This window comes from Micromonospora sp. NPDC047738, from assembly GCF_040642675.1.
In the GTDB taxonomy this organism is placed as follows: Bacteria; Actinomycetota; Actinomycetes; order Mycobacteriales; family Micromonosporaceae; genus Micromonospora.
Genome location: NZ_JBEYSO010000002.1, coordinates 124,774 through 140,011, shown reverse-complemented (window position 1 = coordinate 140,011; position 15,238 = coordinate 124,774). Strand labels below are relative to the sequence as shown.

The following is a 15,238-nucleotide window of genomic DNA, read 5'->3' as shown; positions in this document are numbered from 1 at the left end:
TGGTCGGCGCAGGGGCTTCGACGACTCCGGCTCGGCTGCCGGCCACAACTCGGCCGCCGCGGTGCTCTGGACCGAATGAAGGCCGGTCTGGCGCCGCACCGCGACCTGGCGCCGTCGCCCGGTGGGGCAGGCCCCCGCGACGCCTTGGCGGATTCCCCCGGTCAGGAGGGTCATCCTCATCCTTACGGTTGGTTGTCCACAGGCCGAGTGGCCCACTGGGCCGGGAAACTTCGAGTTATCCACAGCCGTATCCCCAGGCTGGTGATCCTCGTTCACTGTCCGTCGCCGAGGTTGGTCGGGTCAGCGGCCGAGGCGGCGGCGGACCATCCCGACCACCTCGGTGATCTCACCGATCCGCAGCGCCATGGCCAGCCCGAGGTACGTCCCGCCGATCACCACGCCGCCGATCACCAACTGAACCGCGGCGGCGAGCCAGCTCAGGTTCGCCGGGTCGCCGGGGAGCAGCCGGACCACCAGCAGCCCGACCAGGGCCGCGCCCAGCGCGGCGACGACTACCCGGCCCAGCGTCCGCATGATCGCACCCAGCCCGATCCGGCCCACCCGGGGGCGCAGCAGCATCGCCGAGACCACCGCCGCCGCCAGGTAGGAGATGGCGTTGCCGAGCATCATGCCGGCGGCCGCGAAGGTGGCCGAGAAGGCGAGGAAGAGGCCGATCTGGAGGAGCACCCGCAGCGCCACCACCGGGATGTTGATCATGGCGGGGGTCTTGGTGTCCGGCAGCGCGTAGAAGGCGAAGGTGAAGAGCTGGCTGATCGCGAACGGCACCAGGCCGACCGCCGCCACCAGCAGCACGGTCGAGGTGGCCACCGCGTTCTCGCCGGTGAAGGCGCCGTACCGGAAGATCACGACCGAGATGGGGCCGGCCAGCACCGCGTAGCAGACCGCGACCGGGGCGAGGACCGCGCTGACCATCCGGGTGCCCCGGGACAGGTCGGCGGTGACGTCGCGGAACCGGCCCTCGGCGGCGGCGGCGCTCATCCGGGGCATCAGCGCGGTGATGATCGAGACGGCGATGATGCCGTGCGCCATCATCAGCAGCAGGAAGACGTTGTTGTAGATCAGCAGGCCGGCGTTCTCCTTGCCGGCGGCCCGGGTGAGCAGGTTGACCACCACGAAGAGGCCGAGCTGGTTGATCGCGACGTAGCAGAACATCCACGCCCCGAGCCGGCCCAGCTCGCGCAGGCCCAGCTCGCGGAAGTCGAACCGCCACTTCCACCGGAAACCGACCTTGCGCAGCGCCGGCAGCAGGCCGGCGGCCTGCACCGCCACGCCGAGCAGGGTGCCGCCGCCGACCAGCAGGATCCGACCAGGGGTCATCTGCCCCGGCTGCAGCGCCTTGGCGCCGTAGACGCCGATGTACAGGCCGAAGACGCCGATCACCACGAGGTTGTTCAGAATCGGCGCCCACATGGGTGCGGCGAAGTGCCCCCGGGTGTTCAGCACGGCGGCGATCAGCGCGCTCACCCCGGTGAAGAACAGCATCGGCAGCATCAGGTAGGACAGGTCGTTGACCAATCCCTTGTATGTGGCGTCCTTGCCGCTGGCGTAGATCGCGGTGAGCACCGGTGCGGAGACCACCGCCAGCAGCGCGGCGCCGGCCAGCGCGAGCACCGCGAGGGTGAGCAGCCGCTGCGCGTACGCCTCGCCCCGGTCCGGATCGATCTTGCGGCGCCGGACCAGCACCGGGATCAGCACGCTGGTGAGCACGCCGCCGAGCAGGAACTCGTACACCTGGTTCGGCAGGAACTGGGCGGTGGTGTAGACGTTGCCGACCGCGTTGCCGAGGGCGGCGCCGATCATCAGGTTGCGGACGAAGCCCGTACCCCGGCTGACCAGGCTGCCGATCGCCATCACCGCGCTGTTCGCCGCGGCGCTGGTCTCCGCGACCACCTCCTGCGGGGGCGCGGTGGCCGCCACGCCCGGCTGGTTCAGTGGCTCCGCGGAGATGAAGGTGGCCCCGTCGTCCGGCGGCTGGCCGCCACCGTGCGCGTTCGCGCTGCGGTACAGCCCGCCGCTCATCTCCAGCCTCCAAGGGGTACTACGTCGGAGCCGGACCACCGGGCCCGCACGCCCATGACCTTAGTCAACCTCGACCGCTTACCCACGCCCGGCGCAGTACCCTCCGGCCCGGACCGATAGGCTGGCGATCCCATGTCCGAAGCCTCCGCCTCCCACGCCGCCGACCGCCGCGAGCTGACCGCCGCGCAGCGTAACGCCGTCGCCGAACTGCTCCGCGTCTCGCCGGTCGCCGACGAACTCGGCCGGCGGTTCGCCAGGGCCGGTCACGAACTGCACCTGGTGGGCGGATCGGTCCGGGACGCGCTGCTCGGTCGCCTCGGCGAGGATCTCGACTTCTGCACCGACGCCCACCCGGATCAGACGCTCGACATCGTCCGGGGCTGGGCGGAGTCGATCTGGGAGACCGGGCGGGAGTTCGGCACCATCGGCTGCCAGCGCGCCGGGCTCCGTCTGGAGATCACCACCTTCCGGGCGGAGGCGTACGACCAGGTCAGCCGCAACCCGATCGTCGAGTACGGCACCAGCCTGGTCGACGACCTCAAGCGCCGGGACTTCACCATCAACGCGATGGCGGTCAGTGTCCCCGACCACCGGTTCACCGACCCGTACGGCGGGCTGGCCGACCTGGCCGCCAAGATCATCCGTACCCCGGGCACGCCCCGGGAGTCGTTCGGCGACGATCCGCTGCGGATGCTGCGCGCGGCCCGGTTCGCCGCCCAGCTCCGCTTCGCGGTCCACCCGGACGTCCGCGAGGCGATGACCCGGATGGCCGCCGACCTGGACCGGATCACCGCCGAGCGGATCCGGGACGAGTTCACCAAGCTGCTCTGCGGCGCGGACCCGATCACCGGGCTGCGGCTGCTGGTCGACACCGGGCTGGCCGACCGGTTCATCCCCGAGCTCTCCAGCCTGAAGCTGGAGATCGACGAGCACGCCCAGCACAAGGACGTCTACGAGCACACCCTCACCGTGGTCAGCAACGCGATGGCGCTGGAGTCGGACGGCTGCGACTTCGTGCTCCGGATGGCCGCGCTGATGCACGACGCCGGTAAGCCGGCCACCAAGGCGGTCGGCCCGGACGGCCGGGTCAGCTTCCACCACCACGAGGTGGTCGGCGCCCGGCTGACCAAGGCCCGGATGAAGGCCCTGCGCTACCCCAAGGACGTCACCGCCCAGGTGGTCAAGCTGGTCGCACTGCACCTGCGGTTCTACGGGTACGGCCGGGGCGAGTGGACCGACTCGGCGGTGCGCCGGTACGTCACCGACGCCGGCGACCTACTGCCCCGGTTGCACAAGCTGACCCGCTCGGACGTCACCACCCGCAACCGGCGCAAGGCGGCCCAGCTCGCGGCCGACTACGACGCGCTGGAGGAGCGGATCGCCCGGATCGCCGCCGAGGAGGACCTGGCCCGGGTCCGGCCCGACCTGGACGGCAACGCGATCATGGAACTGCTCGGCGTGCCGCCGGGACCGCTGGTCGGCAAGGCGTGGCAACACCTCAAGGAGCTGCGCCTGGAGCACGGCCCGCTGGACCGCGAGGAGGCCGAGGCGGCGCTGCTGCGGTGGGCCCGGGAGCAGGGCGTCCTCGACTGACGATCACGACGGCGCCCGCCGGAGTCCCCTGAGCAGGGGTGGTTCCGGCGGGCGCCGTCGTTGCTCCGGTGCGACGGCCGGGCCCGCCACGGGCCCGGCCGCCACCGGTCAGTGCTCGACCGCGCTGCTGTCCACCGCGGTCCGGCCGTTGGCCTGCGTACCGCCCAGCTTGGCGAGCAGCCCGGCGAGGTCGATGCCGGTGAGGTCGCTGCCGAGCTGGAGGCCCTGGGCCACGTTGCCGGCCACCGACTTGGTCAGCGAGGAGGCGCCGTCGGTGGAGATCACGGTCATCTTGTCGATCGCGCCGATCGGCGCGCTGGCCGCCTCGACCACCTGCGGCAGCACCTTCACCAGCAGGTCGAGCACGGCGGCCTCGCCGTACGCGGCGAACGCCTCGGCCTTGCGACCCATCGCCTCCGCCTCCGCCTGCCCCTTCGCCAGGATGGCCGCGGCCTCGGCCTGGCCCTCGCGCTCGATCGCCTCGGCGATCGCGGTACGCCGCCGCTGCTCGGCCTCACCCTCCTTGGCGCCCTCGATCGCGTTCGCCTCGGCCAGCGCGGCCCGGCGGGCCCGCTCGCCCTCACCGGTGAGCCGGGCCTGCTCGGCGGCGGCCTGTGCGGCGGCGATGGTGGCCTGCCGTTCGGCGTCCGCCCGCAGCACCGCCGCGTTGCGGGCCGCCTCGGCCTCCTGCTCGACCTTGTAACGGGCCGCGTCGGCCGGCTTGCGCACCTCGGTGTCGAGCTGGCGCTGCTTCAGCTCGGCGTTCCGCTCGGCGACCTTCTGCTGCTCGGAGAGGATCGCCTGGTCCCGCTCGGCCTGGGCGAGCGGCCCGGCCGCCGCCGACTTCGCCTTGGCGGCATCGATCTCAGCCTGGATGGCGGCCTGCTTGAGCGACAGGTTCCGGTTCGCCTCGGCGATCGCCTCCTCGGCGAGCAGCCGCTCCTGCTCGGCCTGCTGCCGGGCCCGGGCCTCGGCGATGGCGGCGTCCTTGAGCACCCGGGCCGCCTCCGGCCGACCCAGGTCCTGCAGGTACGACCCCTCGGCCAGGATGTCCTGGAGCTGGAAGGTGTCCAGCACCAGGCCCTGGTTGGTCATCGAGTGCTCCGCCTCCTCGGCCACTGCGCTGGCGAACGCCGCCCGGTCCCGGATGACCTCCTCGACGGTGAGCCGGCCGACGATCGAGCGCAGCGCACCGGCCAGCACCTCGCGGGTGAAGTTGTCGATCTCGTCCTGCTGGTGCAGGAACCGCTGGGCGGCGGCCCGGATCGCGTCCTCGGTGCCGCCGACCTTGACGATGGCGACGCCGTGCAGGTCGGCCCGGATGCCCTGCTTGCTCACCGCGCCCCGGATGCCGACGTCGATCCGGCGGCTGGACAGATCGAGGGACTGGAGCTTCTGCACCACGGGCAGGACGAAGACCGACGCGCCGAGCACGACCTTCTGCCCGGACATGTCGGTGGAGCGTCCGCCGTCGGCGGTCTGGGTGGTCCGGCCCTTGCGGCCGGTGACGATGAACGCCTCGTTCGGTCCGGCCACTTTGATCCGGGAGAGCACGAAGAGGATGAGGAGGACGGCGAGGAGGACCGCGCCGCCGATGGCGACGAGCAGGAGCATGGGACTTCCCGTCTCTGGATGGGGGAATCAGTAGGTCTCGACGTGCACGCTGGTCTCGCTCAGCGCCTCGACCACGAAGATCCGGGCGCCGACCGGGATCGGCTGGTCGGCGCGGGCGTTGAGCTTGACCGGTTGGCCGGCGAGGCGTACCCGGACCTCGCCGTAGCCGCCGGCGGGGACCGGGGTCACCACCAGGCCGATCGCGCCGACCAGGTGGTCCCGGGTTGGCGTGGGATCCGTGCGCATGTTGCGGGCCGCTCGGCTGAGCCGGGCCGCCAGCCATCCGGTGGGCACCGCGGCGAACACGCCGCCGGCCACCGCCGCCGCGATCATCCCGGGGGTACGCCCGCCGAGCAGTTCGTTGACGATGGCGGCGCCGAAGCCGAACGCGCCGGTGAACCCGGCGACCGCCTCCAGCGACACCGGACCGTCGACGTCCGGATGGCCGAAGGTGAACAGCTCGGTACCGAGCAGGGCGAGCGCCAGCACGCCGACCCCGACCCCACCGATGATCAGGAAGATAAGCGTCCCCGTGGCCACGACCTGCACCGTATCGATGTCGCGCAAGGTCGACGGCTGTCCGAACGCTCAGCGCGGAGCAACGGTCAGCTCAAGATCGACCAGCTGTTTCGGCAGTGGCTGACGGACCAGCTCCCGACCGGTGAGGTCGGCGAGCACGAAATCCCCCGACCCGTTGGGCCTGCGATAGAGCAGCCGGTCGGCGGAGACCCAGGCCACGTTGGCAGCGGGCAGCGGGTTCACCACCCGCCCGGTCGCCGTCTCGACCAGCAGCGGCTCCTGCTGCCCCTGCACCACGACGAACCTCCCGTCCGGCGACCAGGCCCACGGGCCGGCAGGGTCCCCAGGCATCGGCTCGAACCGGGTCGGCCGGCCGTCGTCGACGGAGAAGAGCTGCACGCCCCGACGGGGGTGGCGGGCCGCTTCGGACCGGGACTTATTCGGGTCGGTCTGTTGCAGCGCCACCTCCCGGCCGTCGCGCGTCCAGACGAAGAAGCAGTAGTCGGTGCAGAGGAAGCGCAACTCACTCTTGTTCACCGGGTATGTGTGCCTGGTGCCGTCCGTGCCGAGCACGATGAAGCCGAAGCGGTCGACCTGCTGGGTGGTAAAGAGCAGCCGACGGCCGTCTGGCGACCACTGCGGGTTGGAGAGCGCCCGGCCCACCTCGTACCAGCGGGTGTTTCCGTCGGTGAGGTCGATCAGGCCGACGTCGCGGGGGCGGGTTTCGTCGGTGACCGCGACGAGCGAGCCGGTGGGCGCCGGGAAGATGCCGTCGTAGCGGTCGGTCGGGTAGTAGCGGCCCCGCCCCCGGTCCAGCAGGAAGCCCGTGCCGGAACCGCCCCTGGCCTGCGCCCTGGTCACCACCCAGTCGCCGGGCAGCAGCAACGGCTTCTTCGTCCAGTCCGGCCCCGACATGGGCAGCATGGTCGGTGAGGGGGTGGCGGTGGCCGTCACGGGCGGCGTGGCAGGGTGCGCGGCTGGCCTCGGCCGGAGCAGCACGAAGGGCAGTGCCACGGCGACGACCGCCAGCAGGGCGGCACCGGCTGCGGTGACCCGCCGGCGGCGACGCAGCCGGCGACCCCGGCCGAGCGCGCCGGCGGCCAGGTCGGGCGCTGGCCGGACCTCGTCGGCGAGGTCGTGCACGGCCGCCCGCAGGGTCGCGTCGAGGGCCCGGCTCATCGCGTCACCTCCGCGCGGCTCGTCAGTTCGTCCAGCCCCGGCACCAACTTGCGCAGCCGGGCCAGCGCCTTGGCGGACTGGCTGGCCACCGTGCCGGCCCGGCAGCCGAGGAGCGCCGCGGTCTGCTCGACGCTGAGGTCCTCCAGATAGCGCAGGGTCAGCACGGCCCGCTGCCGGGGCGGCAGCGACCGAAGCGCCGCCCGCAGCAGCAGCCGCAGGTCGCTGTCGTCGCCGCTGTCCCCCACCGCGGCCCGCTCCGGCAGCTCCGCGACCGGGACCTCCAGGCGCCGTGAGCGGCGCCGCCAGCCGGAGATCTGGTCGTGGTAGAGGATCCGTTTCACGTACGGCTCGGCGTCGCCCCGGATCCGCGGCCAGCGTGCGTACGCCTTGGCCAGGGCGTTCTGCAGCAGGTCCTCCGCCGCGTGCTGGTTCCCGGCGAGCGCGTACGCGACGCGCAGCAGGGCGGGCCCCCGTTCGTTGACGAACGCGGTGAACTCCCCGTCGGTCACCTCTGCCACCGCCCACCTCCGTATGGAAGACGCGCGTCGCCCGCGGAATATTGCCCCATCGATCGGAGAAGTGGTGAAACCTCAGCGTCAGCGGGGCGCTGCTCGGTGTCGCGCTGCCCGGACGGTGAGTCTGGTGGTGGCGGCCGAGCTCCGGGCGGGACAATCGGGTCATGCATTGGACCGTGCTCGACTCGCCGATCGGGGAGTTCTCCGTCGCCACCGACGACGAGGCTGTCCGCGGGGCGCACTTCGGCCGGGTGGAGTCGGCGACCGACCGGCCCGGCGACGAGGTGGCCGCCCGCGCGCTGGCCGAGCTGCGCGCGTACTTCGCCGGCGAGCTGACCGAGTTCACTGTGCCGGTGGTGGCGCCCCGGGGGTCGGAGTTCGAGCGCGCGGTGTGGCGGGAGATGGCCCTCATCCCCTACGGGGAGACGCGGACCTACGGCGAGGTGGCGAAGGCGGTCGGGGATCCGGGCGGGGCCCGGGCGGTCGGGGTGGCCTGCAACCGGAACCCGGTGCCGGTGATCGTGCCCTGCCACCGGATCGTCGGTGCCGGCGGCAAGCTGGTCGGCTTCGGTGGCGGCCTGCCGCGCAAGGTGACGCTGCTGGAGTTGGAAGCGGGCGTGGCCCTGCAACGCGCCTGGTCCTGACGTACCCGGCAGACCGGCCGGGACGCGCGAAGGGCCGGGTCCGCAGCGGACCCGGCCCTCGACGGTGCGACGGTCAGCGCGTCAGCGCTCGACCTCGCCCTTGATGAACGCCTCGACGGCGGCGTGCGCATCGTGGTCGGCGTACTGCTTCGGCGGGGACTTCATGAAGTACGAGGAGGCGGAGAGGATCGGGCCACCGATCTTCCGGTCCAGCGCGATCTTCGCGGCCCGGACGGCGTCGATGATGACGCCGGCCGAGTTCGGCGAGTCCCACACCTCGAGCTTGAGCTCCGCGTTGAGCGGGGTGTCGCCGAAGGAGCGGCCCTCCAGGCGGATGTACGCCCACTTGCGGTCGTCGAGCCACGGCACGTGGTCCGACGGGCCGATGTGCACGTCGCTCTTGGCCATCTCGTGCGGGATCTGGGAGGTCACCGACTGGGTCTTCGAGATCTTCTTCGAGACCAGGCGGTTGCGCTCCAGCATGTTCATGAAGTCCATGTTGCCGCCGAAGTTGAGCTGGTACGTGCGCAGCAGCTCGACCCCGCGGTCCTCGAAGAGCTTCGCCAGGGCGCGGTGCACGATGGTGGCGCCCACCTGGCTCTTGATGTCGTCACCGACGATCGGCAGGCCGGCGTCGGAGAACTTCTTCGCCCACTCCGGGTCGGAGGCGATGAAGACCGGCAGGGCGTTCACGAACGCGCAGCCCGCGTCGATCGCCGCCTGGGCGTAGAACTTGTCGGCCTGCTCGGAGCCCACCGGCAGGTAGGAGACGACCACGTCGACCTGCGCGTCGCGCAGCGCCTGGGCCACGTCGACCGGTTCGGCGTCCGACTCCTCGATGATCTCCCGGTAGTACTGGCCGAGACCGTCGAAGGTCGGGCCGCGCTGCACGGTCACACCGGTCGGCGGCACGTCGCACAGCTTGATGGTGTTGTTCTCGCTGGCGACGATCGCCTCGGCGAGGTCCATGCCCACCTTCTTGGCGTCCACGTCGAACGCCGCGACGAACTTCACGTCGGACACGTGGTAGTCGCCGAAGGTGACGTGCATGAGACCCGGGACGCGGTCGGTCGGGTCGGCGTTGCGGTAGTACTCCACGCCCTGCACGAGGGACGAGGCGCAGTTACCTACGCCGACGATGGCGACGCGGACGGAGCCCATAGCGTCTGCCTCCTTCTTCTTTCATCACGGCCGCTCTTTCCTGGACTCGCCAGGCGGGGGCGGGCTGTCGTTTTCTCGTCGGCCGCCGGCCGTCCCGGCTTCCGGGACCGTCGGGGCTCGGCCGGAGCGCTCGTTGGCGATGAGCTCCTCCAGCCAGCGGACCTCGCGCTCACAGGCCTCCAGGCCGTGACGCTGCAGCTCCAGGGTGTACGCGTCGAGCCGCTCGGCTGCCCGGCCGAGCACGTCACGAAGGCCTTCGCGACGCTCCTCGATCTTGCGACGGCGACCTTCCAGGATCCGGAGCCGGGTGGCCTGGTCGGTCCGGGCGAAGAACGCGAAGTGCACGCCGAAGCCCGTGTCGTCATACGTCTCGGGTCCAGCCTGCGCTATGAGCTGGGCGAACCGTTCCTTGCCCTCCGCGGTAATGGTGTAGACCACCCGACCACGTCGGCTGGTCAGCGCGGGAACCTCCTCGGCGGTCGCGGGTGTCTCGGCGGCCTCGGTGATCCAGCCCGCCGCCTGCAACCGGCGCAGGGTCGGGTAGAGCGAGCCGTAGCTGATCGCCGCCCGGATGGCGCCGAGCTTGGCGGCCAACTCCTTGCGCAGCTCATAGCCGTGCATCGGAGCCTCCTGCAGGAGGCCGAGGATGGCGAACTCGAGCATGGGCCACCCCTTCTTACCCCCGGCGCGGAGTCGTAACCGCCGCGATGTATCGGACCGATACATCGCACGTTAGCGGAGACGAATGATCAGGGCAAACCCTCGTTTACGCGGTCCTGTCGTCACGGATCGTGACGACGGTCGCCTCGCCCGGCGGGGTCGCGTACCCTTTGCCGCATGCGTACGCAGCGCCAGGTCGTCGACTACTCGCTCCGGAAGCGAGCGGTGCTGCGTGACCTCCTCGCCAACCGGATCGGCACGTACGACGTCTGCGACGCCTCGCCGTACCTGAAAAACGCTGCCCGGTTCCACGGCGAGCCCACCGAGGAGCGCTGCCCGATCTGTCGCAGCGAGAACCTCATCCACGTCCACTACATTTACGGCGACGAACTCAAGCAGTCCGCCGGCCAGGCGCGCAGCCGAGCCGAGTTGTCGCTGCTGGCGATGACGCTGCGTGAGTTCCAGGTTTTCGTGGTGGAGGTGTGCCCCGGCTGCGACTGGAACCATCTCGTCGAGCAGTTCCTGCTCGGCCGGGACGGGCTGGCCGGCGGCACGGAGGACGGGTCGGAGCAGGGAGCGGTGAGCGGCTCGGCCGCGCCGGCCGGCTCCACCCCTCGTCGAAGGCGAGAGGCGCAACGGTGAACTTGGCTGGTCCGGTCGTATCCGGCCCGATCCCCGGGCGGGACGACCGACAGCTTTTAGGTCTGATTGGTCCGATTAGGTCGGATTCGACGGCTGCGCCCCGGCAAGCCCGGGGTGTAGCGTCTCGTGTTCCAGCTCACGGCAACCGGGTGGCGGCGCCTTCGCGCCCCACCGCGAGCGGCAGGGTGTGAGGAATGAACTACGGCGATTCCAGTTCTTCGCGTGGGCGGGCCCAGATCCCGGGCCCGGGCGGTGACCCCGACTACGGCGGTGGCCCACACGGGAACGGCTGGTCATCCGGGTCCGAAGGCAATGCCTCGGCCCGTGCCTCGGTGACGCCCCGGGGCGCTGCGTCCGGCGGGCGCGCCTCCGTCGGCGGCGTCGCCCCGGCGCCGCGCGGCGCCTCGGCCTCGATGGGCCAGGCCGGCGCGGGCCGCGCCTCGGTGCCGGTGTCCCCCGCCGGTCCGGCGGGGCGCGCCTCGGTCGGTGCGGCCAGCGTGGGTACGGCCGGCCGGGCGAGCGTCGGCTCGGCATCCGTCGGTGGCCGGGCCACCGTGGCCCGGGCCGGTGTGCCCGGCATGGCGGGCGGCGGTCCGGGTGGGCCGGGCGGCCCGACCGGCCCTGGCCGGGGCGGTCGCGGGGGTCGCGGTGACGACCCGGGCGCGGTGGCCCGGGCGAAGAAGCGCCGGCGGATCAACCTGCTGATCGCCAGCTTCGCCGTCTTCATCATGCTTGCCGGCATCGGCGTCGTGGGCTTCACCTACTACTCGACGAACGTGGTCCTGCCCCAGGACACCGTCCCGCCGTTGTCCACCACGATCCTCTCGGCGGACAAGAAGACCATCGCAAAGGTCGGTGACCAGAACCGGCAGTTCGTCACCATCAACCAGATTCCGGAGTACGTGCAGAACGCGGTGGCCGCGGCGGAGGACCGGAACTTCTACCGGCACTCCGGGGTGGACTACAAGGGCATTGCGCGGGCCGCCTGGAACAACCTCACCGGCGGCGACAAGCAGGGCGCCTCGACCATCACCCAGCAGTACGCCCGCAACGCGTTCGACAACCTCAACCAGGACACGTACGGGCGCAAGGTGAAGGAGGCGATCCTCGCCTCCAAGCTGAACGATCGGTACTCCAAGCCGGAGATCATGCAGCACTACCTGAACGTGATCTACTTCGGCCGGGGCGCGTACGGCATCCAGGCCGCGGCGCAGACCTACTTCGGCAAGGACGTGTCGAAGCTGACCGTGGCGGAGGCGGCGGTGCTCGCGGCGCTGATCAAGCAGCCCGAGCCGAGCGCCACCCACCAGGGCTACGACCCGGCGATCAACCCGCAGGCCGCGCTGGACCGGTGGAACTACGTCATCCAGGGCATGATCACCGAGAAGTGGCTCGACGCGCCGGGCAAGCAGCAGCACCCCACCGAGTACCCGAAGACGATCAAGAAGCCCACCAAGGGCGCCGGTGGCGGCTTCGGCATCGACACTCCGTACGGCAACGTGGTCAACTACGTCGCGCAGGAGATGCGCGACATGAACCTCTGCACCGACAACGAGGCCCAGGCCACGGCCGACAAGCCGCTCTGCTCGAAGGCGCTGAGCCGAGGTGGCTACCGGATTACCACCACCATCGACACGAAGATGCAACAGGCCGCGCTCGACGCGGCCCAGCGGGCCACCAAGGGCTCCGAGTTGGATGGCCAGAAGCCGAACCTGATGGCAGCCGTGGTGGCGGTCGATCCGAAGACCGGCCGGGTGCTCGCCTACTACGGCGGCGACAACGGCACCGGCACCGACTACGCCGGCAAGAACTACGACGGCGGCGTGGTCAGCGGCGGCCACTCGCCGGGTTCGAGCTTCAAGATCTACACGTTGGCCGCAGCCCTCGAGGCGGGCAAGTCCATCGAGTCCCGGTGGAAGGGCAAGGCGTTCACGCCGGAGGGCGTCGAATTCAAGGTCAGCAACGCCGGCAAGGACAACCCGTCCTGTGGCAACTCCTGCACCTTGGAGAAGTCGACGCTGCTGTCGCTGAACGTGCCGTTCTACTACGTGACCCAGGAGATCGGCCCGGACAAGGTTATCGACATGGCCAAGCGTGCCGGCGTCACGACGATGTGGCGGACCGACACCAACCCGGCCACGGCGTACGACCTCACCAAGAAGGACCCGAAGGACGTGGCACCGGACCCGTTCTACCACGTGGTGGGCTATGGCCAGTACCCGATCACGGTCTTGGACCATGCCAATGGCGTTGCCACCTTTGCCAACCAGGGCGTCTACAACAAGGCGCACTTCGTGCGGAAGGTGGAGAAGCAGGACCTGCAGACCGGCACGTGGAAGCAGGTCGGCAGCGAGAAGCTCAAGCCGCAGCAGCGCATCGGTAAGGACATCGTGGCCGACGTGACCTCGGTGCTGGAGCAGTACCCGGAACAGGTAAAACGGCGACTCGCTGGCGGCCGGAAGGCAGCCGAGAAGACCGGCACCTGGGAGCTGAATGACAAGAAGCCGCTCGACAACGGTGACGCCTGGATGATCGGCTACACGCCCCAGCTCGCCACCGCCGTCTGGGTCGGCAACAAGGACAAGCGCCTGGCGCTCGTCATGAAGGACGGCCGGACGAAGATCAGTGGTGCCGGCATGCCGGGTGCCATCTTCCAGCGGTTCATGAACGACGCGCTCAAGGGCAAGGAGAAGATGGACTTCCCACCCGCCGCGCACGTCGGCAAGGACGACACTGGCAACGGCGAGATGCCGCCGCCACCGGCCCCGACCCAGCCGGGCTGTGACAACCCGCTCGGCCTGTTCTGCCCGGACAACGGTGGTGGCAACAACGGTGGTGGCAACAACGGCGGCGGGAACAACGGCGGCGGCAACAACGGCGGTGGCTTCCCGAGCTTCCCGCCCGGACCCGGACCCGGCAACGGCGGTGGTGGAGGAGGCGGCGGCATCCTGCCGAGCACACCTCCACGGCAGACCTACTGACCGCAGCACCCACGACGGCGGCCGGACCACTGGTCCGGCCGCCGTCGGCGTATCCGGGCACCGGAAATCTGTGGTCGCGGCGGGACGCGAAGGCCCGACGTACGGCAGGATGCCTCTCCATGAGCACCCAGTCGACGGCAGGCATCGACGACACCGGGACTGCCGACCATCCGTCCCGCTCGGATGGCTTCGTGCGGGGCACCTCGGAACTGATCGGCGGCCCGCTGGGCGACCATGCCGCCGCCCTGGACCGGCCGGCGGGCGGCGAGCGACGGTTCTGGACCGCCGCCCGGATCGTGCTGGCCCTGGCCTGCCTGACGCTGGCGCTGCACTGGGTGCAGAAGTCGCCCTGCCAGGACGGCGCCTGGCAGAACAACACGCAGTACACCCGGATGTGCTACACGGATGTGCTCGCCCTGTACTACGCCGAAGGGCTCAACGAGGGCAAGGTGCCCTACGCCGACCACCCGGTGGAATACCCGGTGCTGACCGGCTACTTCATGGGCGCGCTCGGGCTGCCGGTGCACGCCCTCGGTGTGGACAACCCGAGCATCAACCAGGGGCGGTGGTTCTACAACCTCAATGCGCTGGTGCTCAGCGTCCTCGCGGTCGCCACCGTGGCGGTCATCCTCCGGCTGCGCCGACGACGACCGTGGGACGCGGCGATGTTCGCGCTCGCCCCCGCGCTGCTGCTCACCGCCACGGTCAACTGGGACCTGCTGGCCGTCGGGCTGGCCGCGTTCGGGCTGCTGGCCTGGGCGCGTACCGGACCCGGCCGGATCGGTGCCCTGCTGGCCGCCCTGGCCGGGGTGCTGATCGGGCTCGGCGGCGCGGCGAAGCTGTGGCCGCTGTTCCTCCTCGGGCCGATCCTGGTGCTCGCGGTCCGCGCCGGCCGGGCCCGAGCCGCCCTCCTGTCCGTCATCACGGCTGCGGTGACGGTGGTGGTGGTGAACCTGCCGGTGGCGATTCCCTACCGGGAGAACTGGGGGCGGTTCTTCGAGCTGAACACCACCCGGCCGATCGACTGGGGCACCCTCTGGTACATCGGCCGGTACCTGGACGGCAAGGTGAGCCCGGCAGCGCCCGGTGACCTCGGGCCCTTCGAGTGGCTGAACGCCCACATCGCCACCCTCAACTGGGTGTCGTACCTGCTGTTCGGCCTGGCGTGCCTCGGCGTGGCCGCGCTGGCATGGTTCGCCCCGCGTCGGCCCCGGCTCGCCCAGCTCGCCTTCCTGGTGGTCGCCGCCTTCCTGATTTTCAGCAAGGTGTGGTCGCAGCAGTTCGTGCTCTGGCTGCTCCCGCTCGCGGTGCTCGCTCGGCCGCGCTGGGGCGCGTTCCTGGCCTGGCAGGTCGCCGAGGTCTGCTACTTCGCCGCCTTCTACGGCGAGCTGCTCGGTGCGGCGACCAGTCGACCGGTCTTCCCCGAGGGGGTCTTCGTGCTGGCCGCCAGCCTGCGCCTGATCACCGTCGCGGTGCTCTGCGGCCTGGTGATCCGCGACATCCTGCGCCCCGAGCGGGACGCGGTCCGGGCCACCTACGCCGACGACCCGGACGGCGGCGTCCTCAACGGTGCCGACGACGCCCCCTGGTTCGTCCGGTGGCGCCATCGCCCCGCAGCCACAGACCGTCCCGCCGAGCCCGTCACCGCCTGACCCGCAGACAGGACGACCGAACCAAGCCGAGTCGTCCC

At 70.9% G+C, this 15,238-nt stretch carries 12 protein-coding genes; 5 read left to right on the top strand and 7 right to left on the bottom strand.

All coding sequences use genetic code 11. The features are described from left to right. Positions 1-300: 300 nt before the first annotated feature. Positions 301-2,040 carry a murein biosynthesis integral membrane protein MurJ gene (gene murJ, locus ABZ783_RS03960; protein ID WP_357434413.1) on the bottom strand — a complete coding sequence of 580 codons (1,740 nt, stop codon included), beginning with the start codon at positions 2,038-2,040 and terminating at the stop codon, positions 301-303. Positions 2,041-2,172: 132 nt separating this feature from the next. On the opposite strand from murJ, the gene ABZ783_RS03955 reads away from it, so the two are divergent. Further along, on the top strand, positions 2,173-3,633 hold the full coding sequence (locus ABZ783_RS03955) for a CCA tRNA nucleotidyltransferase (RefSeq protein ID WP_357434412.1): 1,461 nt from the start codon (positions 2,173-2,175) through the stop codon (positions 3,631-3,633). A 108-nt stretch (positions 3,634-3,741) separates the two neighbouring features. On the opposite strand, the gene ABZ783_RS03950 is transcribed toward ABZ783_RS03955, so the two are convergent. From ABZ783_RS03950 to ABZ783_RS03935, 4 genes are read right to left on the bottom strand one after another with little or no spacing between them, the layout of a single operon-like run. Further along, positions 3,742-5,247, bottom strand: coding sequence for an SPFH domain-containing protein (locus ABZ783_RS03950; protein ID WP_357434411.1), 1,506 nt, complete (start codon positions 5,245-5,247; stop codon positions 3,742-3,744). Positions 5,248-5,274: 27 nt separating this feature from the next. Beyond that, the gene (locus ABZ783_RS03945; protein WP_357434763.1) at positions 5,275-5,796 is read right to left on the bottom strand and encodes a hypothetical protein; all 522 of its coding nucleotides are present in this window, start codon (positions 5,794-5,796) and stop codon (positions 5,275-5,277) included. 39 nt (positions 5,797-5,835) lie between these two features. Beyond that, entirely contained in the window at positions 5,836-6,945 is a 1,110-nt protein-coding gene (locus ABZ783_RS03940; protein WP_357434410.1) for a hypothetical protein, read from the bottom strand. Beyond that, complete coding sequence (locus tag ABZ783_RS03935) at positions 6,942-7,463, bottom strand: SigE family RNA polymerase sigma factor (protein WP_073836983.1); 522 nt, start codon at positions 7,461-7,463, stop codon at positions 6,942-6,944. The genes ABZ783_RS03940 and ABZ783_RS03935 overlap by 4 nt, the downstream gene beginning before the upstream one ends. A 161-nt stretch (positions 7,464-7,624) precedes the next feature. Between ABZ783_RS03935 and ABZ783_RS03930 the strand changes: the two genes are divergently transcribed. Further along, positions 7,625-8,104: a methylated-DNA--[protein]-cysteine S-methyltransferase gene (locus tag ABZ783_RS03930; RefSeq protein ID WP_357434409.1), complete on the top strand. Its 480-nt coding sequence runs from the start codon at positions 7,625-7,627 to the stop codon at positions 8,102-8,104. 81 nt (positions 8,105-8,185) lie between these two features. On the opposite strand, the gene ABZ783_RS03925 is transcribed toward ABZ783_RS03930, so the two are convergent. Together ABZ783_RS03925 and ABZ783_RS03920 are read right to left on the bottom strand one after the other, a co-directional pair. Beyond that, positions 8,186-9,265 (bottom strand): inositol-3-phosphate synthase, encoded by a 1,080-nt coding sequence (locus ABZ783_RS03925; protein ID WP_357434408.1) that lies wholly within the window; start codon positions 9,263-9,265, stop codon positions 8,186-8,188. Positions 9,266-9,289: 24 nt separating this feature from the next. Continuing rightward, complete coding sequence (locus ABZ783_RS03920; protein WP_357434407.1) at positions 9,290-9,928, bottom strand: PadR family transcriptional regulator; 639 nt, start codon at positions 9,926-9,928, stop codon at positions 9,290-9,292. 174 nt (positions 9,929-10,102) lie between these two features. Here ABZ783_RS03920 and ABZ783_RS03915 point away from each other — a divergent pair, with 174 nt between their 5' ends. The 3 genes from ABZ783_RS03915 to ABZ783_RS03905 all read left to right on the top strand — a co-directional run bounded on the left by ABZ783_RS03915 (position 10,103) and on the right by ABZ783_RS03905 (position 15,200). Beyond that, positions 10,103-10,567, top strand: coding sequence for a DUF5318 domain-containing protein (locus tag ABZ783_RS03915; protein ID WP_357434406.1), 465 nt, complete (start codon positions 10,103-10,105; stop codon positions 10,565-10,567). Positions 10,568-10,761: 194 nt separating this feature from the next. Next, positions 10,762-13,548 carry a transglycosylase domain-containing protein gene (locus ABZ783_RS03910; protein WP_357434405.1) on the top strand — a complete coding sequence of 929 codons (2,787 nt, stop codon included), beginning with the start codon at positions 10,762-10,764 and terminating at the stop codon, positions 13,546-13,548. A gap of 119 nt (positions 13,549-13,667) precedes the next feature. Continuing rightward, on the top strand, positions 13,668-15,200 hold the full coding sequence (locus ABZ783_RS03905) for a glycosyltransferase 87 family protein (protein WP_357434404.1): 1,533 nt from the start codon (positions 13,668-13,670) through the stop codon (positions 15,198-15,200). Positions 15,201-15,238: the final 38 nt, after the last annotated feature.

Coding starts and splice junctions, on each gene's coding strand:
- ABZ783_RS03930 (WP_357434409.1), top strand. CDS start 7,625: ATGCATTGGACCGTGCTCGACTCGCCGATCGGGGAGTTCTCCGTCGCC.
- murJ (WP_357434413.1), bottom strand. CDS start 2,040: ATGAGCGGCGGGCTGTACCGCAGCGCGAACGCGCACGGTGGCGGCCAG.
- ABZ783_RS03910 (WP_357434405.1), top strand. CDS start 10,762: ATGAACTACGGCGATTCCAGTTCTTCGCGTGGGCGGGCCCAGATCCCG.
- ABZ783_RS03940 (WP_357434410.1), bottom strand. CDS start 6,945: ATGAGCCGGGCCCTCGACGCGACCCTGCGGGCGGCCGTGCACGACCTC.
- ABZ783_RS03950 (WP_357434411.1), bottom strand. CDS start 5,247: ATGCTCCTGCTCGTCGCCATCGGCGGCGCGGTCCTCCTCGCCGTCCTC.
- ABZ783_RS03920 (WP_357434407.1), bottom strand. CDS start 9,928: ATGCTCGAGTTCGCCATCCTCGGCCTCCTGCAGGAGGCTCCGATGCAC.
- ABZ783_RS03905 (WP_357434404.1), top strand. CDS start 13,668: ATGAGCACCCAGTCGACGGCAGGCATCGACGACACCGGGACTGCCGAC.
- ABZ783_RS03925 (WP_357434408.1), bottom strand. CDS start 9,265: ATGGGCTCCGTCCGCGTCGCCATCGTCGGCGTAGGTAACTGCGCCTCG.
- ABZ783_RS03915 (WP_357434406.1), top strand. CDS start 10,103: ATGCGTACGCAGCGCCAGGTCGTCGACTACTCGCTCCGGAAGCGAGCG.
- ABZ783_RS03955 (WP_357434412.1), top strand. CDS start 2,173: ATGTCCGAAGCCTCCGCCTCCCACGCCGCCGACCGCCGCGAGCTGACC.